This is a genomic window from Bradyrhizobium sediminis, assembly GCF_018736105.1.
In the GTDB taxonomy this organism is placed as follows: domain Bacteria; phylum Pseudomonadota; class Alphaproteobacteria; order Rhizobiales; family Xanthobacteraceae; genus Bradyrhizobium.
In genome coordinates this window covers 3582889-3607458 of the sequence record NZ_CP076135.1, presented here as the reverse complement: position 1 = coordinate 3607458, position 24570 = coordinate 3582889, and the positions used below count along the sequence as shown (strand labels likewise).

Here is a 24570-nt window from a genome sequence, read left to right as displayed (position 1 = left end):
CATGGACGCGGTCAAACGATATTTTCGCAGTCCCGCCGCCGTCACCGGGCTGGTGCTGCTCTTGATCGTGGTGGCGATGGCGGTCAGCGCCAGCTGGCTCTATCCGAAGGAGCCACTTGCTCTGGCCGGACGACCGTTGATCTGGCCGTTTTCGAATCCGCGGTTCCTGCTCGGCACCGACAATTCCGGCCGCGACATCGCGGCGCAAATCTTCTACGGCGCGCGTATTTCGCTGCTGATCGGCGGGGTCGCCACCGCAATCGCGATTGCGATCGGCATTCTGATCGGCGCCTTTGCCGGTTACTATGGCGGCTGGGTCGACACCGTCTTGATGCGTATTACCGAAGCGTTCCAGACCCTGCCCAATTTCGTGCTGCTGCTGGTGCTGGTGGCGGTATTTGGCTCGACGCTGACCACGGTCACCATTGCGGTCGGCGTGGTGTCGTGGCCGGCGCCGGCGCGGCTGACCCGCGCCGAGTTCCTGTCGCTGCGCAACCGGGAATTCGTGCAAGCGGGGCGAACGCTCGGCATGCGGGACATTCAGCTGATTCTGGGCGAGATCCTTCCCAATGCTCTGCCGCCCGTCATCGTCTACGCCAGCGTCATCATGGCGGTCTCGATTCTGCTTGAAAGCGCACTGGCCTTTCTCCGCCTCTCGGATCCCAACGTCGCGTCCTGGGGCAATCTGATCGGCTTGGGGCGCGACGTGCTGCGGGTGCAATGGTATGTGTCGGCGATCCCCGGCATCGCGATTCTGGTCACGGTCCTGGCGGTGTCGCTGGTCGGGCAGGGGTTGAACGACGCGCTGAACCCGAGGCTCAAGGGCCGATGAGCGAACCAGCGCCTTCCATCCTGACCCTCGAAGGGCTCGGTGTGCGGCTGCCTCCGGGCGCGGACCGCTCGCATGCGGTGTCCGGCGCATCGCTCTCGGTTGCCGCCAACGAAATCCTTTGCGTAGTCGGCGAATCCGGCTCCGGCAAGTCGATCATGGCGAACGCCATCATGCGGCTGTTGCCGAACGAGGTCAGCATTGATGCCGGCCGCGTGATGTTCGAGGGCAGGGATCTGGCGTCCGCCACCGTGACCGAGATGCGCCACGTGCGCGGCGCCGGCATCGCCATGATCTTCCAGGAGCCGATGACGGCGCTCAATCCGCTGCGGACCATCGGCGACCAGATCGGTGAGATGTTCTCGATCCATACCGATCTTTCTGGGGCCGCCATCCGCGCCAGAGTGCTGGCGCTGCTGGAAGACGTGCGCATTCCCGATCCCGCGAGCGCAGCAAGGGCCTATCCGCACGAACTGTCCGGCGGCCAGCGCCAGCGCGCCATGATCGCCATGGCGCTGGCGCTCGATCCGAGGGTCCTGATCGCGGATGAGCCCACCACCGCGCTCGATGTCACCACGCAGGCGCAGATCCTGACGCTGATCCGGGATCTGCAGAAGCGGAAGAAGACGGCGGTGCTGTTCATCACCCATGATTTCGGCGTGGTCGCGGAGATCGCAGACCGCGTCGCGGTCATGCAGCAGGGCTCGATCGTGGAGCAGGGCGATGCCGCCTCGGTGCTCAACCACCCGCAGCATCCCTACACCAAGCAACTGATCGCGGCGGTGCCGCCCCTGACCGCGCCGCCGCCGCGGCAGCTGTCCGACGACATCATCCTGACCATCGACAACGTCTCGAAGACCTACCGCACCGGCGGATTTCTCGGACGCGGCGCCCGCGTGACGCCGGCGGTGAGGAACGTCTCGCTGAAGCTGCCGCGCGGCGCGACGCTCGGGATTGTCGGCGAATCCGGATCTGGAAAATCGACGCTCGCCCGCTGCATCGTCCGGCTGATCGATCCCGAACAGGGTTCGATTGTGCTTGAAGGCAAGGACTGGGCAAAGCTGACGCGCGAGGAGGTTCGCCGCGAAACCCGTCATATCCAGATGGTGTTTCAGGACCCGTTTGGGTCGCTCAACCCGCGCCGCAAGGCCGGAGACCTGGTCGCCCAGGGGCCGATCGTCCACGGCACGCCGCCGGCCAAGGCCATCGCCGACGCGAAGGATCTGTTTGCGCTGGTCGGGCTCGATCCGTCGGCCACCGATCGCTTTCCGCACGAATTCTCCGGTGGCCAGCGTCAGCGCATCGGCCTTGCCCGCGCGCTCGCGCTGCATCCGGAGGTTCTGGTCGCCGACGAGGCCGTCTCGGCCCTCGATGTGTCGGTGCAGGCACAGGTGTTGAAACTGCTCGCCGGCTTGCGCGAGCGCCTGGGTCTCTCCATCATATTCATTACCCATGACCTCCGGGTCGCGGCGCAGATTTGCGACCTCGTTGCCGTGATGAAGGACGGCGAGGTGGTGGAGCAGGGGCTGGCCGGCGATGTGTTCGGCCGTCCCCAGCATCCCTATACCCAGGCGCTGCTGGATTCGATTCCCGGCGGCGAGTTCGCCCGGAAGCACGAGACGTCATTGTTTGCATGACGGGCGGCGTGAGCCTCAGGCGATTTCCCGTGCGTCGCGCCGCCGGTAGACCATCAGCATCAGGGGCGCGAGCTTGCGCAGCAATCCGTGGGCCATGATCGGGGCAGGATCGGTGAACGGCAGCGCGAGATCCCTTTCCGGCACGCCCCGCACCGCCTTGGACAGTTCATCGCCGAGCGCGATCGCGAGCGCGACCGCGCGGCCGTTGCAGCCGGTCCAGCCATAGGCGTCGGGTCCGAGCCGATGAATGCGTGGCAGGAAATCCGTGGTCATCCCGACATAGCCATTCCAGACATAGTCGAATTTGACGGGTCCGATCTGCGGCCAGAGCCGCTGCAGGCGCTCGCCGACACGCTGCTTGATCCTCTCCGCCTTGTTGCCGGGACCGATCACGGCGCCGCCGGTGATGAGGCGGTGTCGTGCATCGTAGCGGGAGAAATAGAGCTCGCCGTGGGTATCGGACATCGCCTGCCGGCCGGGAATGATGGTCCGCCGCGCCGCTTCGGAAAGCGGCTGCGTCGCCATCTGCCAGGACAGCACCGGCATGACTTCGTGTGCAATGTCAGGCATCAGCGATTTCGAGAATTCGCCGGTGTAGGCGTTGGTCGCCAGGATCAGGGCCCGGCCGCTGATCTCGCCCTTTTCGGTCCTGACCACCCAGCGGCGTTCCCGCCGTTCGAACGAGCTTGCAGGCGAGCGCGCGTAGATGCGGCCGCCGCGCTCCAGCACCACGCGGGCGAGACCGCGCGCCAGCGCCAGCGGATTGATGTGGCCGCCGGTCTTGTTCCAGAAGCCGCCGAACCAGGCATCCGATCCCAGCATCTCCCGTGTCTGGTCGCGGGACAGCAGTTCGACCGCAGCACCGAATTTCGACCATTGCCGTACCCGCCGTTCGGCGATCTTGATGCGTCCGGGCGAATGCACCGGCTGCACCCAGCCGGTCTGTTCGTGCTCGGCCTCGATCTGATAGCGCCGCGTGACATCGAACAAGGTCGAAGCGCTGTCGCGCAGCAAGGCGACGAAACGTTCTCCGGCGGCGCCGTGCTTCGCAATGATGTCCTCCGGATCGGGCCGCGACAGGGTCGGAATCACCTGTCCGTTGTTGCGCCCCGAGGCGCCCCAGCCCGGCTCCACGGCCTCGATGATCGCGACGTCAACGCCGGCTTCGCGCAAATGCAGCGCGGTCGATAGCCCGGTGAAGCCAGCGCCGATCACGATGACGTCGGCCGTCGCGGAGCCTGCGAGCTCCGGCAGCTCCGGACCGGGCGGCGTCGCCGCGGCCCACATCGAGTTGGGCCAGCGGACAGTTGCGGTATCCATCATCATCCTTCCTTCTCGATCGATGCCGGTGGTTGCCTTGCGGACGCCGGATCGATCTGATTAGCTTAGTGACCAATTCATGCCGGGGAAACATAAGAGTGACACTCAAGAATGTCATCGGAATCGATCATGCCGTGGTCATGGTCCGGGATCTCGACCAAGCCGCCGCGAACTGGAAGCGGCTCGGCTTCACGATATCCCCGCGCGGCACCCACAGCGCCAAGATGGGATCGGGCAACTACACCATCATGCTCGATCCCGATTACATCGAATTGCTCGGCGTGCTGGCCGAGACAGAGCATAATGCGCCGGCGCGCGCCTTCCTCGCCAAGCGCGGCGAAGGCATCGAGCGCATCGCCTTTACGGCGGTGGATTCGGCTGCAGGCGCCGAGGAGATCCGCGCGCGTGGTTATGCGGCCGTCGGTCCGACCGATTTCGAGCGGCCGGTGACCATGCCCGACGGCACGCAGTCGGCGGCCAAGTTCAGGACCTTTCAGTGGCCGATTGAGGAGGCGCCCGCGGGAGTCCGCATCTTCGCCTGCCAGCACAAGACCCGGGAAACCGTCTGGATTCCCGAACTGATGAAACACGCCAACGGCGCGAAACGGCTGAACCAGGTTCTGATCGTTTCAACCGAGCCTGCGAAAGATGCCGCGCATCTCGGACGCCTGATCGACCGCGACGCCAGGGCAGAGCCGGATGGCGCGGTCGCGGTGCCTTCCGGTTCGGACCGCGCCGATTTCGTCTTCCTCACCAGGGAACAGGTGGCCCGGCGTTATCCCGCGGCCTCGCTCACGGGACTACCCGAGCGCGGCGGCGCCGGCCTGGTGATTGCGACATCCGATCTCGCCGCCGCGGAGAAGGCGGCCGGCGGCTCGGCTGTCCGCAGCGGAAACGCGCTGTGCGTTCCGCCTGCGACGGCCAACGGCACGCTCTTGGCGTTTGTCGGGGTGTAGGCGCGATCCGCATTGCGGCCTCATGGTTCGAGACGCGCGGCGGTGCCGCGCTCCTCACCATGAGGGTGGTAGACCTCATCCTGAGGAGCGCGCCCTTGCGCGCGTCTCGAAGGATGCAGCCACCGAACTGGAAGGAACCCGCGCTACGCCTTCCGCAGCGTCTTCACCCTGTCGATGATGCTGCCCAGGATGCCCTTGGGCAGGAAGATGATGAAGACCACCAGCAGCACGCCGTAGACGAGGTTGTCCCAGCCGACCGCCTTGGTGCCGAAACCGATGCGCAGGATTTCCGCGAGCAGGATGGTGATGACGGCGCCGACCGTCGGCCCGAGCGAAACATAGAGGCCGCCGACGATGACGGCGAACACCATCTGCAGCGACACCGAGATGCCGCTCACCGTGTCGGGCGAGATGAACATCTGGTATTGGCAGTAGAGCGCGCCGGACAGCGAGGTCATCAGCGCCGAGATGATCGTGATCTTGAGCTTTTCCCAGGTCACGTTGACGCCGGCAGCAGCCGCGGCGTCTTCATCCTCGGAGATCGCCTCCAGCGCATAGCGGTCCATGCTGCGGTCGACCCAGTTCCAGATCAGGAGCCCCACCGCCCAGACTCCGAGCGCGATCAGGTACCAGGTCAGCTTGTCGTCGAACTGCAGCGCCCAGAGATGGTTGCCCTTGGTGCGGTCGGGCGTGTAACCGAGCGAGCCGCCGGTATAGTCGCGCGTCGCGGTGATCACCTGCAGCACGATGCCGGACAGCGCCAGCGTCACCAGCACGAAATAATGGCCGGTGATGCGGAAGCGGAAACAGGGATAGGCCACGATGACGGCCAGCACGGCGGCGGCGAGCATCGCGATGGGAATGCCGAGCCACGGCGACAGCCCCATGTGGTTCCACAACAGCGCCGTCACATAGGCGCCGACGCCCATGAACCCGCCATGGCCCAGCGACACCAGCCCGAAGCGGCCCATCATCGACCATGACGTATAGGCGAACGACCAGATCAGGATCAGGATCAGGATGTGGAGATGGTAGGGATCGCGATAAACGAAGGGCAGCGCGATCAGCGCTGCGCCGGCGATCCAGGGCAGGGACTGACGCATGGTCACGAGCGCCTCGCCAGCAGCCCGGCGGGCCTGATGAACATCATGACGATGAAGAAGGCGAAGGCCAGCACGTAGCCCCACTCCAGATCGGAGAACAGGCCGCCGAGCGAGATGATCTCGGCAAACACGAACGCCGCGACGAAGCCGCCTACGAAATTGCCGAGCCCGCCCAGCACGCAGATCAGGAAGGTGATCGGTCCGAACGACAGGCCGACGAAGGGGTGGATGTCGTATTGCAGCACCAGCAGGCAGGAGGCGAGGCCGGCGAGCGCGCCGCCGAGCGCCGAGGTGATGAGGTAGATCCGTTTGGTATCGACGCCCATCAGCGCCATGATCTGGCGATCCTGCGAGATGGCGCGGATCGCGGTGCCGATATAGGTCCGCTTCATGAAGAAATAGACCAGCAGCATGCCGATCAGCGCGGCGGCGAATGCGAGCAGGCGCGAATAGCTGAAATGCATCTCGGCGAATTTCAGCACCGGCATCCGGATGCCGAGGTTGCGGAAGTCGATGCCGAACGCGACGGTGGCGAAGCTCTGCAGCACGAACAGCACGCCGCCTGTGGCGAGCAACTGGTTGATCGGCGGCGCCGAGAGCAGGGGAGCGATCACGAGCCAGTGCAGCAGCGCCCCAAGTCCCGCCACCAGCAGGATGGTGAAGGGTGCGGCAACGTAATAGGGCAGCCCGAAGACCTGGACCAGGTAATACATGCCGTACATGCCGATCATGACCAGTTCGGCGTAGCAGATCCAGGTCACGTCGATGACGCCGAAGATCAGGTTCAACCCCAGCGCCAGCAGCGCCAGCACGCCGCCGAGCAGGATGCCGTTCACCATGGCCTCGAGCAGGTAGATATCGAAAATGTCCGTCATCGTGTTACCTACACTCCGAGATAGGCTTGGCGGATGGTGTCGTCGGCGAGCATCTCGCCCGATGTGCCGGAGGCGCGGATCGAGCCCGCCTCCAGCAGGTAGGCGCGATCGACCACCTTCAGCACCTGCTGCACGTTCTGTTCGACGATCAGCACGGTGAGGCCTCCGGCGCGGATGCGTTTCACCAGTTCGAACACCTGCTGAACGACGACCGGCGCGAGGCCTGCCGAGGGCTCGTCGAGCAGCAGCAATTTCGGGTCCGACATCAGCGCGCGGCCGATCGCGCACATCTGCTGCTCGCCGCCGGACATGGTGCCGGCCATCTGGTGGCGGCGTTCCTTCATGCGCGGAAACAGGTCGAACACGAAGTCCAGCCGCTCGGCATAGCGCGCCCGGGCTTCCGGCATGAAGGCGCCCATCTTGAGATTGTCCTCCACCGTGAGGCGGGGAAACAGCCGGCGATTTTCCGGCACATGGGCGATGCCGAGGCTGACGATGCGATGCTCCGGCGTTTTCAGGACGTCGGCGCCTTCCATGGTGATGGTGCCGGCGCGGGGCCGGATCAGGCCGGAGATCACCCGCATCAGGGTGGTCTTGCCGGCGCCGTTGGGACCGATCACGCCGACCGCTTCGCCCGCCCTGACGTCGAGACTGACGCCGAACAGCGCCTGGAAGGTGCCGTAACCCGCATTGACCGATTTCAGTTCCAGCATGCGCGCTACCCCTTACCGACGCGCTTCGGCGGCTGCGGCCTGCGTCGCATCGGCATCGGTGCCGAGATAGACCTCGACCACCCGCGGATCGTTCGACACCTCGCTCGGCAGCCCTTCCGAGATCTTCTCGCCGTGATCCAGCACCATGACGCGGTCGACCACGCGCATCAGCACGCCCATGATGTGCTCGACCCAGATGATGGTGATACCGAGTTCGTCGCGGATCTTGCGCAGCATGTCGGCGGCCTGGTCCATCTCGGTCTCGTCGAGCCCGCCCAGGCTTTCGTCGGCCAACAGCAGTTTCGGGCCGGTCGCGAGCGCCTTGGCAAGCTCGAGTTTCTTCAGCCCGGCGGCGCCGAGCCCGTCGACCGCAGCGGCGCGGTCGATCGGCAGCCCGACCATGCCGAGCGCGCGCTCGGCGGCTTCCTCGGCCTTGACGCGGCTGTGCTTGCCCTGGCCGAAATAGCCGGCCAGCGCCACGTTCTCGAACATCGTCAGGCGGTGGAACGGCCGCGGGATCTGGAAGGTCCGGCCGATGCCGCGATTGATGATCCGGTGCGGCGCGAGACCGGAGATTTCGGCGCCGTCGAATTTGATCGAGCCCGCTGACGGCTGGAACGTGCCGGAGAGCATGTTGAAGATCGTGCTCTTGCCCGAGCCGTTAGGACCGATCAGGCCGAGAATCTCGCCCTCATCGACCTTGAACGATACCTGGTTGACGGCCGTGAAGCCGCCGAACCGCTTTACCAAGCCCTGGACTTCCAGCACGACGATCCCTTTGGTGCGTCAGGAACACGCGTCAAGACAAGAGACTGGAGCCTCGGTTCCGAATTCGATCAGAACCGAGGCTGCAGGGATCGCCTATTTGTCGCTGTAGGTCGTGCCCGCCGGTAGCGGCAGCACGGCCTCGCGCTGTGCCTGGCTCTTCGGCCACACCACATAAGATTTGTCGTCGACATACTGGATGACCACCGGGAACGAGCGCTCGTTCTGCCCGGCCATCGGCGTTCCTTCGCCGTGGAACTTGACGCCGAAGCCGAGCATGGTGCCGCCTTCGGGAATGTCGACTTCCAGCGACGCCTTGCGCAGCGCTTCGGGATCGACGCCGCCGTATTTCTTGATGGCGCGCGGCAACACTTCGGTCAGGAAGACGTAAGTGTTCGACGCGGCCATGCCGACATGCGCCGAGCGGATGGCAATGCCCGGCTTTGCCTTGTCGAACTCCTCACCGACCATCTTGATGACCGGCGGCAGCTTGGGGTCCATGGTCTTCTGGTTGGCGAGCCAGATCGAGATCGGATCGACGTTGAAGAAGTGGTTGACGTCGCCGCCGAGGCCTTCCTTCAGCTTCTCATAAACGCCGTAGCCTGCGCCATGGCCGACCAGGGCGCCGAATTTCAGGCCCTGTTCGCGCGCCTGGCGCAGCAGCAGCGTGATGTCGGGATTGTAGCCGGTGTGGAAGATCACGTCGGGCCGGGCACGCTTGAGCTTGGTGACGAGCGCGGAGAGATCGGGCGCGGTCGCCGAATAGCCTTCCTTCATGACGACGTTGAAGCCGGCCTTCTTGGCGCCCGCCACATTGCCCTTGGCCACATCAACGCCGTAGGCGCCATCCTCGTGGATGATGGCGACGCGCAGGTCCTTCGGCTCCTTGCCGAACTTGGCCTTGGAATTCTTCTCGATGAAGTCCATCGCGATCATGCCGAACTGATCGCCGCTCGCCTGTGGGCGGAAGATGTATTTGAAATTCTTGTTCTCGAGCACCGCCGAGGAAATGCAGGTGGTGATCCACATGAATTTCTTGAGCTGCTCGACGCGGGCGGCCACCGGCACGCACTGCGCCGACGAGAAGAAGCCGAGCAGCATGTCGACCTTTTCCTGCTCGATCAGCCGGACCGCCTCGTTGATGGCGACATCGGGCTTGCTCTGGGCGTCGGCGTAGACCGCCTCGATCTTGTAGCCTTCGACCTCCTTCTTGGCATAGGAGTCGAGCATGATCTTGGCGCCGGTATATTGCAGCTCCGAACCGCCGCCCGCGAGCGGGCCGGTCAGGTCGTAAATCACGCCGATCTTGATTTTCTTTTCCTGGGCGTCGGCGGAAGCCACCATCCCCAGCGCCGCGACCGCGGCAATCAACCCACCAAACACACGAGCAGCTTTACGCACCGGCATCGAAATCCTCCCCTGGAAAATTGTGCATTGCGCTTCTTAGTTATTGTGCATTGCGTTTCTTGGTTTTTGTTGTCGCCCATCACAGAGGCAGGGCTGACGGATGTCAAGCGCCAAGCGTCGTTCGTCCGACACGAGAAGGCCGGACGTCATGCCAGGTGACGAAAAGCTGCACGCCCGCCGCCGTGCCATCGCGCGGGGCGGCAAATCAGGAAAATTACGACTGGCTCTGCCGCCCGGCCTGTTCGACCCTGACCGCCACCGACAGGGTTTCCATGCCGCCGCCGTAGCGGGTGCCGCGCACCGGTGCGGCGCCGAGATAATCCAGCCCAATGGCGACGCGGGCGTGGGCGTCGGTGGTGCAGATGGCGTTGGCCGGATCGAACCCGACCCAGCCGAGATCCGGCACGAAGGCCTCGGCCCAGGCGTGGCCGGCCTGCTGATGGACCATGCCGTCGGAACGCAGGAAATGTCCGGCGACGAAGCGCGCCGGCACGCCGCCGGTGCGCGCGCAGGCGATGAAGACATGCGCGTAGTCCTGGCACACCCCGCGCTTCAGCGCGAAGGCTTCCGCCGCCGAGGTGCCGCTGTTGGTGGGGTCCTCGTCGAAGGTCATGTGCTCGTTGATCTGCATCATCAGCGCATGCAGGAAGCCGAGCACGTCGGCTTCGGACTCCGAGCGCAATTCGCGCGCAAACGCTGCCATCGCCGGATTGACCTCGGTCAGCGAGGTCGAGCGCAGGAACAGGCTCGGCGGAAACCGCTCGTCGGTGCCGCGGAGCACGCCGCCGGTGTCGTGGGTCTCGATCAGGCCTTCGACATTGATGGTGAGTTCGGCGATCGGCCCCTCGGTCAGCACATGCGTGACGTTGCCGAAGGCGTCCTGATGCACCTGGAGCCGTGAATCGGTGGAGACGTCGATCTGCCATTCGGCGACATATTGCCCGTCATGGCTGCCCGGCGTCATGCGCAGGATCTGGATTACCCCGGTGGCCGGAGGCTCATAGCGATAGAGGGTGGAATGGGCAATTCGCAGGCGCATGACGGACCAGTAGAGCTTGAGTTCGGGCGAGGTGTTCGGGGGATCGTCATGCCCGGCCTTGTGCCGGGCATCCACGTCCTTCCTATCTCTTATCACTTCTCAATCGAGACGTGGATGGCCGGGACAAGCCCGGCCATGACGGTATCCTTCTCAGATCAGATACTGCTTGGTGATGATTTCGCCGAGCCTCGAATTATCCGCAAGGAATTCCTGGATGAACTCGTGCACGCCGTGCTGGAAGATGTCGTCCATGTGGCTGTGTTCCAGCCGGTTGCGCACGCCGCGGGCATGGCGCTGGGCGGCGCCCTGGCGGCCATAGGCGACGCCGATCTGGTCGAGGTTGCGCACCAGGTTGCCGTAGCAGCTCGCCAGTGAGCGCGGCAGCGAGTCGTTGAGGATCAAGAGGTCGGCGATCAGCCACGGTTTCAGCGTCTCGCGATAGACCCAGTGATAGGCGGTCAGCGCCGAGACCGAGCGCAGGATCGAGGTCCACTGGTAGTAATCGAGCGGGCCGCCGACATGCTCCTCCTCGGGCAACAGCACGTGATACTTGACGTCGAGGATGCGGGCGGTGTTGTCGGCGCGCTCCAGGTGCAGGCCGAGCCGCGAGAACCAGTAGGCGTCGTTGCGCAGCATGGTGCGGTAGGCCGAGCCGTCGAAGCGCAGCGAGGTTTCCTGCACGAAGCGCAGGAATTTCGTCAGTTCCTCCCGGGTCTTGGTGCCCTTGCCCCAGACTTCCTGCAGGTCGATCCAGGCCGAGTTGATGGTGTCCCACATCTCCGATGTCAGCGCGGTCCGCACCGAGCGCGAATTCAGCCTGGCGTTCTCGATGCAGTTCTTGATCGAGGAGGGATTGGCCGGCGAAAACGAAAGATAGTCGACGACGTTGTGCTCGTCGGCTTCGTCGTAGAGTTCGTAGAAACTGGCGCTGACGCCGGCGGTCAGCAGCGCGGAGTCCCACTCGTTGGTCTTGCCGATATAGGTGTTCGGCAGCGCGGTGACACGCAGCGTCGCCTCGATGGTGCGCGCGAGATATTCCGCGCGTTCGACATAGCGGGCCAGCCAGTACAGGTTTTCGGCAGTGCGCGACAGCATGCTTGATCTACTCGTCCAGAATCCAAATCCTACTCGTCCAGTATCCACGTGTCCTTGGTGCCGCCGCCCTGGCTGGAATTCACCACCAGCGAGCCTTCCTTCAGCGCTACCCGCGTCAGCCCGCCCGGCACGATGGTGACGTGGTTGCTGCCGGTCAGCACGAACGGCCGCAAGTCGACATGGCGCGGCGCGAGGCCGGACTCGGTGCAGGTCGGGCAGGTCGACAGCGCCAGCGTCGGCTGGGCGATGAAACCTTCGGGCTCGCGCTTGAGTTTGTCGCGGAACGCCTCGATGGTGGCCTTGGTCGCGGCCGGCCCGATCAGCATGCCGTAGCCGCCGGAGCCGTGCACTTCCTTGACCACCAGTTCGCTTAAGTTGTCGAGCACATAGGACAGATCCTTCGGCTCGCGGCAGCGCCAGGTCGGCACGTTCTTCAGGATCGGTTCCTCGCCGAGATAGAACTTCACGATCTCCGGCATGTAGGAATAGACCGCCTTGTCGTCGGCGATGCCGGTGCCGACAGCATTGGCGAGCGTGATGTTGCCGGCGGCATAGGCCGACATCAGCCCGGGTACGCCGAGCGCCGAATCCGGGCGGAAGGTGAGGGGATCGAGAAAGTCGTCGTCGACGCGGCGGTAGATCACGTCGACCCGTTTCAGGCCCTCGGTGGTGCGCATGAACACCTCGTCGTTCTTGACGATGAGGTCGCGGCCCTCGACCAGCTCGATGCCGAGCTTGTCGGCGAGAAACGAATGCTCGTAATAGGCGGAATTGTAGACGCCGGGCGTCATCAGCGCCACCGTCGGCTCGGCCGAGGCGCCGAGCGGCGCCACCGAGCGCAGCGCCGACAGCAATTCGTCCGGATATTTTTCCACCGGTGCGACACGGTGGCGGGCGAACAGGTCCGGAAACAGCCGCATCATGATTTCGCGGTTTTCCAGCATGTAGGAAACGCCGGAGGGCGTGCGCGCATTGTCCTCCAGCACGAAGAACTCTTCCGGATTGACGCGGACGATGTCGATGCCGGCGATGTGCACATAGACGTCGTGCGGCACGTCCTGGCCGTTCATTTCCGGCCGGAACACTGGATTCTGGAAGATCAGGTCGTCGGGAATGATGTTGGCGCGCAGGATGTCGCGGCCGTGATAGATGTCGCGCAGGAACATGTTGAGCGCGCGCACCCGCTGTTTCAGGCCCTTTTCGAGGATGGCCCATTCCTTGCCCGACAGGATCCGCGGGATCACGTCGAAGGGGATCAGCCGCTCCTGGGCCTCGGCGTCGCCATAGACGGCGAAGGTGATGCCGATCCGGCGGAACAGCAACTCCGCCTCCTGGCGCCGATATTCCAGCGCGTCCGGCGGCGTCTCCTTCAGCCAGCGAGCCAGCTCCCGGTAGGCCGGGCGGAGGTCGCCGCCGGGCCCATTCATTTCATCGAACGCAACTGCCATATAACCCGACGCTTTTCCAAGGTCATTCCAGAGACCATGCGAGACAGTGCATGACTGAAAGGGATGGTAGCAAGGGCCGGGCCAGCGCGATATGCATTCACACGCGGCATTTGGTATGGGTGCTCGCGGCATTGCCTGAAAAAACGGCGGCCGGGTGCTTATTTCGACAGCAAAACCCCGTGACTTCAATGCGTTGCTTGCGCAAAGTCAGGATAGAGGGCGAGGAGAGGTTATGAGCGAGATCGTCACCGCGGGAATTCTTGTCATCGGCGACGAGATCCTGTCCGGGCGGACCAAGGACAAGAATATCGGCTTTATCGCCGAGTACCTGACCAATATCGGGATCGACCTCAAGGAGGTCCGCGTCGTCGCCGACGAAGAAACCGACATCATCGCGGCGCTGGACGCGCTGCGCCATCGCTACGATTATGTCTTTACCACCGGCGGCATCGGGCCGACCCATGACGACATCACCGCCGACGCCGTCGCCAAGGCGTTCGGGGTCGGCATCGACCATCATCCCGAGGTGGTGGCGCGCTTCAAGGAGCGCTGGAGCGAACAGGACCTGAACGAGGCGCGGCTGCGCATGGCGCGGATTCCCGACGGCGCCGACCTGATCCAGAGCGCGACCATTCTCGCGCCGGGCTTCAAGATCGGCAATGTCATCGTGATGGCAGGCGTCCCCACGATCATGCAGGCGATGATGGACATCGTCGCGCCGAAGCTGAAATCGGGTGTCCGGATGCTGTCGGAATCGGTGCGCGCCAATGCGCGGGAAGGCGACGTCGGCGGTCCGTTGCGGGAAATCGCCAAGGCGCATCCCGACACCGTGATCGGCAGCTATCCGTTTCTCGACGACGACAAGAAGCCGAACACCAATCTCGTCGTCCGTTCGCGCGATCCCGAGAAGCTGACGGCCGCGATGAACGCGGTGAAGGAAATGCTGGCGGGACTGAACGTCACCACCCGCTAGAGCATGATCCGGAAAAGTGGGAACCGGTTCTCCCTCGGGACAAACGCGAAGCGTTTGCCCGGAGATCATGCTCAAAGAAAGAGATGAGATCACTGAAGACGGAGCGAGAGCAGCGTGGTGAATAATCATTCGGAACCGGGCGCGCTGGAGCGGGCCGGCAAGCCATTCCCGGTCTCCTGGGACCAGTTTCACCGGGATTGCCGGGCGCTGACCTGGCGGCTCAACGAGGTCGGGCCGTTTCACGCCATCATCGCCATTACCCGCGGCGGGCTGGTGCCCGCGGCGATCGTCGCGCGCGAACTCGGCCTGCGCGTGATCGATACCGTTTGCGTGGCGAGCTACGATCACGACCAGCAGGGCGAACTGAAGGTCCTGAAAGGTGTTTCGGCCGATATCGCAAGGCTCGGCGGCGGCACCGGCAAGGGGCTGTTGATCGTCGACGATCTCGTCGATACCGGCAAGACCGGGCGGCTGGTGCGCCAGATGCTGCCGGATGCGCATTTCGCCGCTGTTTACGCCAAGCCGCAGGGCCGGCCGCTGGTCGATACCTTCATCACCGAAGTGTCGCAGGACACCTGGATCCACTTTCCCTGGGACACCGCGCTGTCGTTCCAGCCGCCGATCCGCGACGGCGCGGCGTGAAGTAGCGAATAGCGAATTGGGAGTAGCGAATAGGGGAGATATGCTATTCGCCATTCGCCACTCACCATTCGCGACCGCACCATGCCGCTGCAAAACCGGGTCACGCCGACAGGCGAAATCATTGCCACCCCGCATCGCGGGATGTTCACCGGCAATCGCGGCATCATTCACGATCCCGGGACCAAGACACTGACGCGGCGCTGGGCGAGCCGGGCGTGGCTCACCTGTTCTTGCGAATTCCGGGGGCGGCGGCGCGAGGTGATGGGCGGCCGCAGCTGGACCGAACTGTTCTTTCTGGATGAAGCCACCGCGCTCGCGGCCGGGCATCGCCCCTGCTTCTACTGCCGCCGTGACGACGCCAACCGGTTTCGTGCGGCGTGGGAGCAAGGCAACGGCGTCGGCCGTGTTCTCGCCCGCGATATCGACGCAGTGCTTCACCGCGAGCGGCTCGACGGCGGGGCCAAGCGGCGGCACGAGCTGCCGATGCCGCCCGACCAATTGCCCGACGGCGCGATGTTGCAGGAGGGCGCGCAGATCCATCTGATCGTCCAGGGCCGGGCGCTGGCGTGGACGCCGGGCGGCTATCGCGAGACCGACACCGAACTCGAAGGCGCGCTGCTGCTGACTCCGCCTTCGACATTGCGCACGCTGGCCGCCGGATATGCCCCGGTGCTGCATCCGAGCGCGGTGGAGTCGATGGCGTGAGCTACGATACTCTCTATCAATCGTGATGCCCGGGCAAAAGCGCGAAGCGCGTCTTCGCGCTAGATGTCCCGGGCATCCACGTCTTTCTTCTCTAACGGTGACCAAGACGTGGATGGCCGGGACAAGCCCGGCCATGACGGTCGAAAAGGTGTCGCGCTTCTCACCCCAGCTCCCGTCTTGCCAATTTCGCCCCCGCACCGAGCGCCATCAACTTCGCTTCCGCGATATCGCGATGCATCGGCGCCATGCCGCAATTGGTGGTCGCGACGATGTTGCTGACGGGCACGAATTTCGAGACCGCCTCGATCACCTTGACCACGTCCTCGGCGGTCTCGACGGTGTCGCTGGCTACATCGATCACGCCGGCCTGCACGATCTTGCCCTTGAGCAAAGCGAGCAGCTCCAGCGGCACCCTGGAATTGCGGCATTCGATCGCGACCTGCTGGATCGGGCTTTTGGCGATCGCCGGGAAGATATCCTCGTACTGCCGCCACTCGGCTCCCAGCGTTTCCTTCCAGTCGGTATTTGCCTTGATGCCGTAGCCGTAGCAGATGTGCACGGCGGTGGCGCAGGTCAGGCCTTCGGCGGCGCGCTCCAGCGCTTTTATGCCCCAGTCGGAGACCTCATCCATGTAGACGTTGAAGGCGGGCTCGTCGAACTGGATTACGTCGACGCCATCGGCCTGCAAGGCTCTCGCTTCCTCGTTGAGCAGTTCGGCAAAGGCGAACGCCATCTTGACGCGGTCGCCGTAATACTGGTCGGCGATGGTGTCGATGATGGTCATCGGGCCGGGCAGGGTGAATTTCAATTTCCGCGTGGTGTGGGTGCGGGCGATTCGGGCCTCGTCGGCATGGACGCGGCCCTTCAGCCGCAACGGCGACACCACCTGCGGCACCATCGCCTTGTAGCGGTCCTTGCGGATTCCCATCTCGACCTTGTGGGCGAAATCGATGCCTTCGATCTTCTCCAGGAAGCCATGGACGAAGTGCTGGCGCGACTGCTCGCCCTCGGTGAGGATGTCGATGCCGGCGTCTTCCTGCAGTTTCAGCACCAGCAAAGTGGCGTCGCGCTTGGCCCGCGCCAGTTCCTCACCCTTCGATTTCCAGGGCGCCCACAGCGTATTGGGCTCGGCCAGCCATTCCGGCTTCGGCAGCGAGCCGGCGATCGTGGTTGGAAACAGCATGGTGGGCCTCCCGGGCGGTTATCGTTTGCGCCTGTGTGCCATGTTCGCTAGGCGCCCCACAAGACCGCCTTGATGACTGGAAGGGGCTGACGTCGCGGGCTAGGATGTGGGCCGTTTCCCTCAGGACGAGCCCATGATCGATCTTCACTATGCGCCGACGCCGAATGGCTGGAAAATCACGATCATGCTGGAGGAACTCGGGCTTCCCTACACCGTGATTCCCGTCAACATCCGCTCCGGCGACCAGTTCAAGCCGGAATTTCTCGCCATCAGCCCGAACAACCGGATTCCCGCGATCGTCGACCATGCGCCATCCGACGGCGGCGAGCCGTTCTCGGTGTTCGAGACCGGTGCGATCCTGATCTATCTCGCCGACAAGACCGGGCGCTTCCTGCCGAAGGAGATGCGCGCCCGCTCCAACGTCATGCAATGGCTGATGTGGCAGATGAGCGGGCTCGGTCCGATGCTCGGCCAGCACGGCCATTTCGCACTCTATGCAGCTGAGAAAATCCCCTACGCGATCGAGCGCTACCGCGACGAGGCGGCGCGGCTCTATGGCGTGCTCGACCGCGAACTGGGCAAGACCGGGGCTTACGTCGCCGGCAGCGACTATTCGATCGCCGACATCGCCTGCTTCCCCTGGGCCATGACGCACAAGGCGCGGCTTCACACTCGACGATTACCCCAACGTCAAACGCTGGTACGCTGTGGTCCGCGCCCGGCCGCAGGTGCAGGCGGGGCTTGCGATCGGCAAATTCGTCAAGGAGCCGTTCGACGAGGAATCCCGCAGGATCATGTTCGGCCGGGCCGCGAAGGAGCTGGCGGGGAGGAAATGAGATGTAACCCCTCATGGTGAGGAGGCGCGAAGCGCCCTCTCGAACCATGAGGCTGCCGACGGGACCTCATCCTTCGAGACGCGCGCCAAAAGCGCGCTCCTCAGGATGAGGATCGATAAATCAAATAGCAAAGGGAAAACGCCACCATGATCGAAGTTTTCTTCGACTGCTCCAGCCCCTGGACCTATCTCGCCTTCCACAACATCCAGCCGATCGCCAAGGAATTCGGCGTCGAGATTTCGTGGCGGCCGATCCTGGTCGGCGGCATCTTCAACACCGTCAATCCCAGCGTCTACGCATCGCGCGAAACGCCGGTGCCGCTGAAGGCGCGCTACATGAAGAAAGACCTCGCCGACTGGGCGCGTTCCGCCGGTCTTGCGATCAAGATGCCGCCGACGGTGTTCCCGGTGAACAGCGTGAAAGCAATGCGCGGCTGCATCTGGCTGGGCAAGGACATGGTGCCGTTCGCGCGCGCGGTATTCGAGGCCTATTGGGGCGCCGACAAGGACATCTCGAAGGACGAAGTATTGACCGAGATCTGCAAAGGCGTCGGCGTCGATCCGCAAAAATTCTTCGCCGGCATCGGCGAGCAGGCGATCAAGGATCAGCTCAAGGCGAATACCGATGAAGTGATGGCGCGCGGCGGGTTCGGCTCGCCGACCATCTTCATCGACAAGGCAGACATGTATTTCGGCAACGACCGGATGCCGCTGATCCGCGAAGCGCTGCAGCGGCTCAAGGCGCGGGCGGCCTGATGCCGAAGAAAGTCGTCTGCCGCGAGCTCGGTCCGCCCGAGAGCTTGCGCCTGGAAACCTTTGCCTCCGCGCCGCTGGCGCCGGGCGAGGTGCGCGTCGCCATCCATGCCGCCGGGCTGAATTTTCCCGACATCCTGATGGTGGCGGGCGAATACCAGCTCAAGCCGCCGTTGCCGTTCACGCCGGGAATGGAAGCCGCCGGCGAGGTCGCCGAGGTCGGCGCCGATGTCGGCGGTGTCGCGGTCGGCGACAGGGTGATCGTCAAGATGCGGCACGGCGCCTATGCCGACGAGGCCGTGGTGGCGCCGTCGCAGCTGACGCCGATGCCCTCGACTTTTGATTTTGCCGAAGGCGCGACCTTTCTTGCCGGCCATGGCACCGCCTATCACGCGCTGATCGATCGCGGCAAGGTTCAATCAGGCGAAGTGCTGCTGGTGCACGGCGCCGGCGGCGGCGTTGGGCTCGCCGCGGTCGAGATGGGCAAGATGCTAGGGGCGACCGTGATCGCGGCGGCGTCATCCGAAGAGAAGCTCGCGGTCGCCAAGGCGCGCGGCGCCGATCACCTGGTGCTCTACAGCCGCGAGCCGTTCCGCGACGCCGTCAAGCGCATTACCGACGGGCGCGGCGCCGATGTGGTGTTCGATCCCGTCGGCGGCGAGGTGTTCGAGAACAGCATGCGCTGTATCAACTGGGGCGCGCGGCTATTGGTGATCGGCTTCACCGGCGGCATCGGGCTTGCCCGCACCAATTTGTTGCTGATCAAGGGCGCCAGCGTGCTCGGCGTCCGCGCCGGCGAAGCGGTGCGGCGAAATCCTGAACTGGCGGCAGTGCGGTTGAAGGCTTTGGTGGAATGGGCCGAGGCGGGGAAAATCCGTCCCAACGTCTCGCACCGCCTGCCGCTGGAAGACTATGCGAAGGCGATGCGGCTCCTGATCGACCGCAAGGCGATCGGGCGCGTGGCGCTGATGATGGGGTGAGCTTGTCATTCCGGGTCTGGTGCTTACGCACCATCCCGGAATGACCGCTTCGCCTTCACTTATACTCCCGCTCGCTCCACCACGGGAAATAGTCGGGCATATCCGTCGACACCTTGTTCTTGAACACCGCCGGGCGCTTTTCCAGGAATGACACCACGCCCTCCCTGACGTCGTCGGAGCGGCCGCGGGCGTAGATGCCGCGGCTGTCGATCTTGTGGGCTTCCATCGGATCGTCGGCGCCCAGCATGCGCCACATCATCTGCCGGATCAGCGCCAGCGAGACCGGCGCGGTCTTGGCGGTAATCTCCTTGGCCAGCGCGCGCGCCGTCGGCAGCAGGTCGTCCGGCGGCACCACCTTGCTGACGAGGCGGCCGGCCAAGGCTTCCTGCGCCGGAAACACCCGGCCAGTGTAGCACCACTCCAGCGCCTGGGCGATGCCGACCAGGCGCGGCAGGAACCAGCTCGACGCCGCCTCCGGCACGATGCCGCGCTGGGAGAACACGAAGCCGATCCGGGCATTCTCGGAGGCGATGCGGATATCCATCGGGAGCAGCATGGTGGCGCCGATGCCGACCGCCGGGCCGTTCACCGCGGCAATCACGGGCTTCAAGCATTTGAAGATGCGCAGCGTCACCGTGCCGCCGCCGTCGCGCACCTGGGGGTCGCTGTAGTCGACCTTGCCGTTGGCCAGCCGCTTCACCGGCCCGCGCCGCGCGTCGCGATCGAAGGTGTCGGCGCCCGACGAGAGGTCAGCGCCGGCGCAGAAGCCGCGCCCCGCGCCTGTCACGATGATGGCCCTGACATTGTCGTCCTTGTCGGCGGCATCGAAGGCGTCGATCAGTTCCTGCTGCATGGTGCCGTTGAAGGCGTTGAGCTTGTCCGGCCGGTTCAAGGTGATCGTGAGAATCTGTTCGTCGACCTCGTATTTGATGGTCTCGTACGCCATTGGGGTGTGGTTTCCTCTCGGTTGTTATTTTGATTTCATACCGTCATTGCCGGGCAAAAGCGCAAAGCGCGTCTTTGCGCTAGGTGACCCGGCAATCCATCTCTTGAAGAGGATGGATGCGCGGGTCGAGCCCGCGCATGACGGGTGTCTATGCCCGCCGCGCCGTTCTACTTCTTCGGCGGGCTGGGCCATGGCCGTTGCGGTCCGCGCAATCCCTCGAACGCCTTGGCCATGCCGAGCACGCCGATGTCGTCGAAGCGGCGGCCGACGATCTGCACGCCGATCGGAAAACCCTCCTTGTCGAAACCGCCATTGATCGAGGCGGCCGGATTTTCCGACATGTTCCAGGGCACGGTATAGGCGATGTGCTCGAACGGCTTGTCGGGATCGTTGATCGGGGCGGCGAGTTCGGCGGCGAAGTTCACCACCGGCGACACCGGCGAGATCACGTAATCGATTTCGCAGAACAGTTTCGCGGCCGCCGATCGAATCGCCATGGTGGCGTTGAAACCCCTGATGACGTCGACGCCCGACAGTTTTGTCGCGGTCTCCGCCCATTGGCGGATATAGGGCAGCGCCTTGGCGCGTTCGGCCGGCGTCAGCCTGGACAGGTCGTCCCACATCCGCGCGCGCCAGAAATTGTCGAGCCCGTCGAGCAACTCGCGCGTCATGATGCCGTCGACTTCGGTGACGACGGCGCCCGCGGACTCGAAGGCTTTCGCGGCCTTCACGGCGACTTCGCGCACGTCCTTCTCCAGCGCCTGGCCGGTGCCGGCATCGAGCATCAATCCGATGCGCAGCTTGCGCGGCGACTTTTCCAGTGCCTTCCAGTTGATGTCATTGGGCGGCAGGCTCATGCCGTCGCGGCGGTCGGGTCGCGACAACACGCTCATCATCAATGCGGCGTCGTCGACGGTGCGGGTCATCGGACCTGCGATGCGGCCGACATAGGGCGGATCGATCGGAACCCGCCCGAGGCTCGGCTTAAGCGCGACCAGGCCGCACCAGCACGCCGGCAGCCGCACCGAACCGCCGATGTCGGTGCCGAGATGCAGAGAGCCGTAACCGGCCGCGCCGGCTGCACCCGCGCCGGCGCTGGAGCCGCCGGGATTCTTGGCCAGGTCCCAGGGATTGCGGGTGAGGGGATGGAAGCTGGAGAGGCCCGATGACAGCATGCCGTAATCCGGCATGGTGGTCTTGGAGAAGATCACGGCACCCGCTTCGCGCAAGCGCGCCGCCGGCGGCGCGTCCGCCGGCGCCGGCACCAGTTTGACGCTGGCCGCCCCCAGCGGCACCGGCACGCCCTTGGTGGCGATGTTCTCCTTGATGGTGACGGGAACGCCGTCGAGCGTGCCCATCGGCTCGCCCTTTTGCCAGCGTTCGGTCGCGGCCCTGGCGGTGGCGCGCGCGCCGTCGGGGTCAAAGGCGTACAGCGCCTTGATATGCGGCTCCCACACCGCGATGTGCGTCAGCACGTCTTCCAGCACTTCCGAGGGCGAAAACTGCTTGGCGCGAAAGCCGGCGATCAGGTCGACGGCGGAAAGGTCGTGCAGCGAGGTGATCGCGTCGTCGGATGCCGGTTTATGCATGGGCGCCTGCCGGAAGCCGGGTTTCGATGATGCGCGCGAACATGCTGGCGCCGATCGGCAGGATCTTGTCGTCCAGCACATAGCCGGGATTGTGCACGGGCACCGAGCCGTCATGGCCGAGCCAGAAATAGGCGCCGGGCACCGCCTGCAGCATGTCGGCGAAATCCTCGCTGCCCATCTTCGGCTGCGACCGGGTGAAGACCTTGGTGGGATCGACCACCGTGCGCGCCACGGCCTCGACCACGCTGGACTGCTCTTCCTCGTTCACCAGCACGCCGAAGGTGTCGCGGATGTCGGCGACGATTTCGACATGGAAGGCCATGGCCATGCCGGCACACAGGGCGCGCATCCGCTCGCGGATCAGCGCCCGCACTTCGTCGGAAAAGGCCCGCACCGTGCCGCACAGTTTGGCTTCGCCCGGGATCACGTTGTAGGCGGAGCCCGAATGGATCTGGGTGATCGACAGCACCGCCGACTGCAGCGGATCGACGTTGCGGCTGACGATGGTCTGCAGCGCCTGGCCGAGCGTCATCGCGATCACGACCGGATCCTTCGAGCGCTCCGGCATCGCGCCATGCGCGCCATAGCCCGAGATGGTGATGTCGAAGAAGTCGGCGCCGGCCATCGCCGGTCCGGGCAGGATCGCGATCTCGCCGTGATTCAGGTCGGGCGCGTTGTGCAGCCCGTAGATCTCGTCGCAGGGGAATTTCTCGAACAGCCCGTCCTTGATCATGGCGCGGGCGCCGCCGAGACCTTCTTCCGCCGGCTGGAAGATGAAATGCACGGTGCCGTCGAAGTTCCGGGTTTCGGCCAGATAGCGCGCGGTGCCGAGCAGCATGGTGGTGTGGCCGTCATGGCCGCAGCCGTGGAAGCGGCCGGGAATGGTCGAGCGCCAGCGCAGATTGGTGTTCTCTTCCATCGGCAGCGCATCCATGTCGGCGCGCAGGCCGATCCGCTTGGTGCCGACGCCCTTGCCCTTGAGCACGCCGACCACGCCGGTGCCGCCGAGCCCGCGATGCACCTCGATGCCCCATTGCGTCAGCTTGTCGGCGACGATTCCGGAGGTGCGGACCTCCTCGAAGCCGATCTCGGGATGCGCGTGCAGATCGCGACGGATGGCGGTGAGTTCGTCGGCGTAGCCGTCGATGCGTTCGATGTTGGGCATGGTCAGTTATCCGGTTGCAGAAGACGTTGAACGTGATTCGGTTTCGGGAGCGAAGGCGGGACCGTTCGGCCTGACGCGCACGCCCGGGCGCAGCCGCGTCCAGGGCAGCGCGGCGGTATCGGCCGGCATCGCGCCGGGCGCGGCGCAGATCAGGAGTTTTTCGGCGATCGGCTCGAAATCGGCGCGGAAATGCACCGAGCTCTTGTTGACGAGGATGGACTGCTCGGTCGGCTCGATGCCGACATAGCGGTACATCGATTGGTCCGCGAGCTGCGCCTTGTAGGAGCCCACGACCACCCTGACATCGCCGATCCGAAGGCAAGCCGACGGTCCCATGTCCATGTCGCGGCCGCCGTAATACGGACCCGGCGCGACGAATTTTCCATCGGATAATTCCTCGACGACGAAGGTTTCTTGATACGGTTCATCGCCCGGGATGCCCGACTTGCCGCCTAGCGCCAGCGTGACGACGGCGCCAACGCCGGCAACATGCGCGGCCAACGCCGACTCCGGATCGTAGATCACGCCGATCGCGGCTTTGGTCGCCTTGTTGCGGACCAGCGCGCGCAGCATGCCCGTGGTGTCGGAATCGCCGCCGGCGCCGGGATTGTCCTGGGTGTCGGCGATGATGACCGGCTTCGTCGCGCGCGTCGCCAGTTCCATGGCGTGCAGCACGCCCTCGTCGGGCGTGAAGATGCGGCCGTCAAAATCGTCTTCGTGGCCCTCGACCAGCGCGGCGAGCTGGTCGGCCGCCGTATCGGCATCTTCCTGCGTCCGGCCATAGGCGAACACGCTCGGCCCGCAATGGGCAAAATCCGCCGCCGGGAAACCCGGCGCAAAGGACAGCGTCGGCACCGCGTCGCTCTGCATCGCCGCCAGCTTCTGGTAGATGCCTTTGGTCGGCTGGTCGTTGGTGCACTGCCAGCTGATCGGAATCAGGAACGGCAGTTGCCGGAACGCCTTTGCGTATTTGTGTCCGCTGTCGAGCAACAGCGCCAGATGCTCGGCGGCGGCGCGGCCGGTGTCGGCCATGTCGACATGGGGATAGGTGCGGTAGGCGATCAGCGCATCGGCATGTTCCACCATTTCTGGCGTCACATTGGCGTGCAGGTCGAGGCTGACCACCAGCGGCAGGTCGTTGCCGATCACCGCGCGCACGCGCCGGAGAATTTCGCCTTCACCGTCGTCGAGATGCTCCGACACCATGGCGCCGTGCAGGTCGAGATAAACCGCATCCAGCTGACCTGCGGCTTTGATGCCGTCGACCAACGCCTTGACGATGCGCTCATAGGCGTCCTCGGTGACATGGGCCGAGGGGCTGGCGGCGCAGGCGATGGTCGGCGCTATCTCCCAGCCGCGGGCTTGCGCTGCGCTGATGAAACCGGCCAGCCCGACATTGATGTTGCGCATGGTCGTCAGAATATCGCCGCCATGCGCCATCGACGGCCAGCCGCCGCCATGCACGAAATCGGCATAGGTCGCCTTGGTCGGCGCAAAGGTATTGGTTTCGTGCAGGAAGCCGCCAACGGCGATACGGGTCATCGATAATCTCGGTCAGTGGTTCGTGCGCGCGACGTTAGACTCGTCATTGCCGCAAGCGCAAGCGACGAAG

22 protein-coding genes and 1 pseudogene are annotated in these 24570 nt (G+C 64.6%); 9 read left to right on the top strand and 14 right to left on the bottom strand.

Annotated elements, in window-relative coordinates; translation table 11 throughout:
- Position 1 precedes the first annotated feature (1 nt).
- Together KMZ68_RS17380 and KMZ68_RS17375 are read left to right on the top strand one after the other, a co-directional pair.
- Entirely contained in the window at positions 2–832 is an 831-nt protein-coding gene (locus tag KMZ68_RS17380) for an ABC transporter permease (protein WP_215612432.1), read from the top strand.
- The gene (locus KMZ68_RS17375) at positions 829–2466 is read left to right on the top strand and encodes an ABC transporter ATP-binding protein (RefSeq protein WP_215612431.1); all 1638 of its coding nucleotides are present in this window, start codon (positions 829–831) and stop codon (positions 2464–2466) included. Before KMZ68_RS17380 ends, KMZ68_RS17375 begins: the two co-directional genes overlap by 4 nt.
- 15 nt (positions 2467–2481) lie before the next feature.
- Here the strand turns inward: KMZ68_RS17375 and KMZ68_RS17370 are convergent, their stop codons facing one another.
- On the bottom strand, positions 2482–3786 hold the full coding sequence (locus KMZ68_RS17370; protein WP_215612430.1) for an NAD(P)/FAD-dependent oxidoreductase: 1305 nt from the start codon (positions 3784–3786) through the stop codon (positions 2482–2484).
- A 98-nt stretch (positions 3787–3884) separates the two neighbouring features.
- On the opposite strand from KMZ68_RS17370, the gene KMZ68_RS17365 reads away from it, so the two are divergent.
- On the top strand, positions 3885–4742 hold the full coding sequence (locus KMZ68_RS17365) for a VOC family protein (RefSeq protein ID WP_215612429.1): 858 nt from the start codon (positions 3885–3887) through the stop codon (positions 4740–4742).
- A 143-nt stretch (positions 4743–4885) separates the two neighbouring features.
- Here the strand turns inward: KMZ68_RS17365 and KMZ68_RS17360 are convergent, their stop codons facing one another.
- The 8 genes from KMZ68_RS17360 to KMZ68_RS17325 all read right to left on the bottom strand — a co-directional run bounded on the left by KMZ68_RS17360 (position 4886) and on the right by KMZ68_RS17325 (position 13187).
- Positions 4886–5845: a branched-chain amino acid ABC transporter permease gene (locus tag KMZ68_RS17360; RefSeq protein WP_215616375.1), complete on the bottom strand. Its 960-nt coding sequence runs from the start codon at positions 5843–5845 to the stop codon at positions 4886–4888.
- 2 nt (positions 5846–5847) lie between these two features.
- Positions 5848–6720 carry a branched-chain amino acid ABC transporter permease gene (locus KMZ68_RS17355; RefSeq protein WP_215612428.1) on the bottom strand — a complete coding sequence of 291 codons (873 nt, stop codon included), beginning with the start codon at positions 6718–6720 and terminating at the stop codon, positions 5848–5850.
- Positions 6721–6728: 8 nt separating this feature from the next.
- A complete protein-coding gene (locus KMZ68_RS17350) occupies positions 6729–7433 on the bottom strand; it encodes an ABC transporter ATP-binding protein (protein ID WP_215612427.1) in 705 nt (234 codons plus the stop codon).
- A gap of 12 nt (positions 7434–7445) precedes the next feature.
- Positions 7446–8201, bottom strand: coding sequence for an ABC transporter ATP-binding protein (locus KMZ68_RS17345; protein ID WP_215612426.1), 756 nt, complete (start codon positions 8199–8201; stop codon positions 7446–7448).
- 93 nt (positions 8202–8294) lie between these two features.
- Positions 8295–9605, bottom strand: a complete 1311-nt coding sequence (locus KMZ68_RS17340; RefSeq protein ID WP_215612425.1) for an ABC transporter substrate-binding protein — start codon at positions 9603–9605, stop codon at positions 8295–8297.
- Positions 9606–9819: 214 nt separating this feature from the next.
- Entirely contained in the window at positions 9820–10644 is an 825-nt protein-coding gene (locus KMZ68_RS17335; protein ID WP_215616374.1) for a transglutaminase family protein, read from the bottom strand.
- Positions 10645–10794: 150 nt separating this feature from the next.
- Complete coding sequence (locus KMZ68_RS17330; RefSeq protein WP_215612424.1) at positions 10795–11739, bottom strand: alpha-E domain-containing protein; 945 nt, start codon at positions 11737–11739, stop codon at positions 10795–10797.
- Between the two features lie 29 nt (positions 11740–11768).
- Entirely contained in the window at positions 11769–13187 is a 1419-nt protein-coding gene (locus KMZ68_RS17325; protein ID WP_215612423.1) for a circularly permuted type 2 ATP-grasp protein, read from the bottom strand.
- A 232-nt stretch (positions 13188–13419) separates the two neighbouring features.
- On the opposite strand from KMZ68_RS17325, the gene KMZ68_RS17320 reads away from it, so the two are divergent.
- The 3 genes from KMZ68_RS17320 (at position 13420) to KMZ68_RS17310 (ending at position 15507) form a co-directional block, all read left to right on the top strand.
- Positions 13420–14160 (top strand): competence/damage-inducible protein A, encoded by a 741-nt coding sequence (locus KMZ68_RS17320; RefSeq protein WP_215612422.1) that lies wholly within the window; start codon positions 13420–13422, stop codon positions 14158–14160.
- Positions 14161–14274: 114 nt separating this feature from the next.
- The gene (gene gpt / locus KMZ68_RS17315) at positions 14275–14802 is read left to right on the top strand and encodes a xanthine phosphoribosyltransferase (RefSeq protein WP_215612421.1); all 528 of its coding nucleotides are present in this window, start codon (positions 14275–14277) and stop codon (positions 14800–14802) included.
- 81 nt (positions 14803–14883) lie between these two features.
- Entirely contained in the window at positions 14884–15507 is a 624-nt protein-coding gene (locus tag KMZ68_RS17310; protein WP_215612420.1) for a hypothetical protein, read from the top strand.
- Positions 15508–15667: 160 nt separating this feature from the next.
- Here the strand turns inward: KMZ68_RS17310 and KMZ68_RS17305 are convergent, their stop codons facing one another.
- Entirely contained in the window at positions 15668–16690 is a 1023-nt protein-coding gene (locus tag KMZ68_RS17305) for a methionine synthase (RefSeq protein ID WP_215612419.1), read from the bottom strand.
- 133 nt (positions 16691–16823) lie between these two features.
- Here KMZ68_RS17305 and KMZ68_RS17300 point away from each other — a divergent pair.
- From KMZ68_RS17300 to KMZ68_RS17290, 3 genes and pseudogenes are all read left to right on the top strand, one after another.
- A pseudogene (locus tag KMZ68_RS17300) lies at positions 16824–17526 on the top strand (glutathione S-transferase C-terminal domain-containing protein).
- Between the two features lie 146 nt (positions 17527–17672).
- Positions 17673–18281: a 2-hydroxychromene-2-carboxylate isomerase gene (locus KMZ68_RS17295; protein WP_215612418.1), complete on the top strand. Its 609-nt coding sequence runs from the start codon at positions 17673–17675 to the stop codon at positions 18279–18281.
- Positions 18281–19258, top strand: a complete 978-nt coding sequence (locus KMZ68_RS17290; RefSeq protein WP_215612417.1) for an NADPH:quinone oxidoreductase family protein — start codon at positions 18281–18283, stop codon at positions 19256–19258. The genes KMZ68_RS17295 and KMZ68_RS17290 overlap by 1 nt, the downstream gene beginning before the upstream one ends.
- A 55-nt stretch (positions 19259–19313) precedes the next feature.
- Here KMZ68_RS17290 and KMZ68_RS17285 read toward each other — a convergent pair whose 3' ends face one another.
- From KMZ68_RS17285 to KMZ68_RS17270, 4 genes are all read right to left on the bottom strand, one after another.
- A complete protein-coding gene (locus KMZ68_RS17285) occupies positions 19314–20204 on the bottom strand; it encodes a crotonase/enoyl-CoA hydratase family protein (RefSeq protein ID WP_215612416.1) in 891 nt (296 codons plus the stop codon).
- Between the two features lie 167 nt (positions 20205–20371).
- Positions 20372–21793: an amidase gene (locus tag KMZ68_RS17280; protein WP_215612415.1), complete on the bottom strand. Its 1422-nt coding sequence runs from the start codon at positions 21791–21793 to the stop codon at positions 20372–20374.
- Entirely contained in the window at positions 21786–22958 is a 1173-nt protein-coding gene (locus KMZ68_RS17275) for a M20 aminoacylase family protein (RefSeq protein ID WP_215612414.1), read from the bottom strand. The genes KMZ68_RS17280 and KMZ68_RS17275 overlap by 8 nt, the downstream gene beginning before the upstream one ends.
- A gap of 6 nt (positions 22959–22964) precedes the next feature.
- Positions 22965–24500 (bottom strand): M81 family metallopeptidase, encoded by a 1536-nt coding sequence (locus KMZ68_RS17270; RefSeq protein ID WP_215612413.1) that lies wholly within the window; start codon positions 24498–24500, stop codon positions 22965–22967.
- Positions 24501–24570: the final 70 nt, after the last annotated feature.

What these genes read in the sequence shown, in the direction of transcription:
- KMZ68_RS17380 (WP_215612432.1), top strand. Translation starts at nt 2, where the DNA reads ATGGACGCGGTCAAACGATATTTTCGCAGTCCCGCCGCCGTCACCGGG.
- KMZ68_RS17375 (WP_215612431.1), top strand. Translation starts at nt 829, where the DNA reads ATGAGCGAACCAGCGCCTTCCATCCTGACCCTCGAAGGGCTCGGTGTG.
- KMZ68_RS17370 (WP_215612430.1), bottom strand. Translation starts at nt 3,786, where the DNA reads ATGGATACCGCAACTGTCCGCTGGCCCAACTCGATGTGGGCCGCGGCG.
- KMZ68_RS17360 (WP_215616375.1), bottom strand. Translation starts at nt 5,845, where the DNA reads ATGCGTCAGTCCCTGCCCTGGATCGCCGGCGCAGCGCTGATCGCGCTG.
- KMZ68_RS17355 (WP_215612428.1), bottom strand. Translation starts at nt 6,720, where the DNA reads ATGACGGACATTTTCGATATCTACCTGCTCGAGGCCATGGTGAACGGC.
- KMZ68_RS17350 (WP_215612427.1), bottom strand. Translation starts at nt 7,433, where the DNA reads ATGCTGGAACTGAAATCGGTCAATGCGGGTTACGGCACCTTCCAGGCG.
- KMZ68_RS17340 (WP_215612425.1), bottom strand. Translation starts at nt 9,605, where the DNA reads ATGCCGGTGCGTAAAGCTGCTCGTGTGTTTGGTGGGTTGATTGCCGCG.
- KMZ68_RS17335 (WP_215616374.1), bottom strand. Translation starts at nt 10,644, where the DNA reads ATGCGCCTGCGAATTGCCCATTCCACCCTCTATCGCTATGAGCCTCCG.
- KMZ68_RS17330 (WP_215612424.1), bottom strand. Translation starts at nt 11,739, where the DNA reads ATGCTGTCGCGCACTGCCGAAAACCTGTACTGGCTGGCCCGCTATGTC.
- KMZ68_RS17325 (WP_215612423.1), bottom strand. Translation starts at nt 13,187, where the DNA reads ATGGCAGTTGCGTTCGATGAAATGAATGGGCCCGGCGGCGACCTCCGC.
- KMZ68_RS17320 (WP_215612422.1), top strand. Translation starts at nt 13,420, where the DNA reads ATGAGCGAGATCGTCACCGCGGGAATTCTTGTCATCGGCGACGAGATC.
- KMZ68_RS17310 (WP_215612420.1), top strand. Translation starts at nt 14,884, where the DNA reads ATGCCGCTGCAAAACCGGGTCACGCCGACAGGCGAAATCATTGCCACC.
- KMZ68_RS17305 (WP_215612419.1), bottom strand. Translation starts at nt 16,690, where the DNA reads ATGCTGTTTCCAACCACGATCGCCGGCTCGCTGCCGAAGCCGGAATGG.
- KMZ68_RS17295 (WP_215612418.1), top strand. Translation starts at nt 17,673, where the DNA reads ATGATCGAAGTTTTCTTCGACTGCTCCAGCCCCTGGACCTATCTCGCC.
- KMZ68_RS17290 (WP_215612417.1), top strand. Translation starts at nt 18,281, where the DNA reads ATGCCGAAGAAAGTCGTCTGCCGCGAGCTCGGTCCGCCCGAGAGCTTG.
- KMZ68_RS17285 (WP_215612416.1), bottom strand. Translation starts at nt 20,204, where the DNA reads ATGGCGTACGAGACCATCAAATACGAGGTCGACGAACAGATTCTCACG.
- KMZ68_RS17280 (WP_215612415.1), bottom strand. Translation starts at nt 21,793, where the DNA reads ATGCATAAACCGGCATCCGACGACGCGATCACCTCGCTGCACGACCTT.
- KMZ68_RS17275 (WP_215612414.1), bottom strand. Translation starts at nt 22,958, where the DNA reads ATGCCCAACATCGAACGCATCGACGGCTACGCCGACGAACTCACCGCC.
- KMZ68_RS17270 (WP_215612413.1), bottom strand. Translation starts at nt 24,500, where the DNA reads ATGACCCGTATCGCCGTTGGCGGCTTCCTGCACGAAACCAATACCTTT.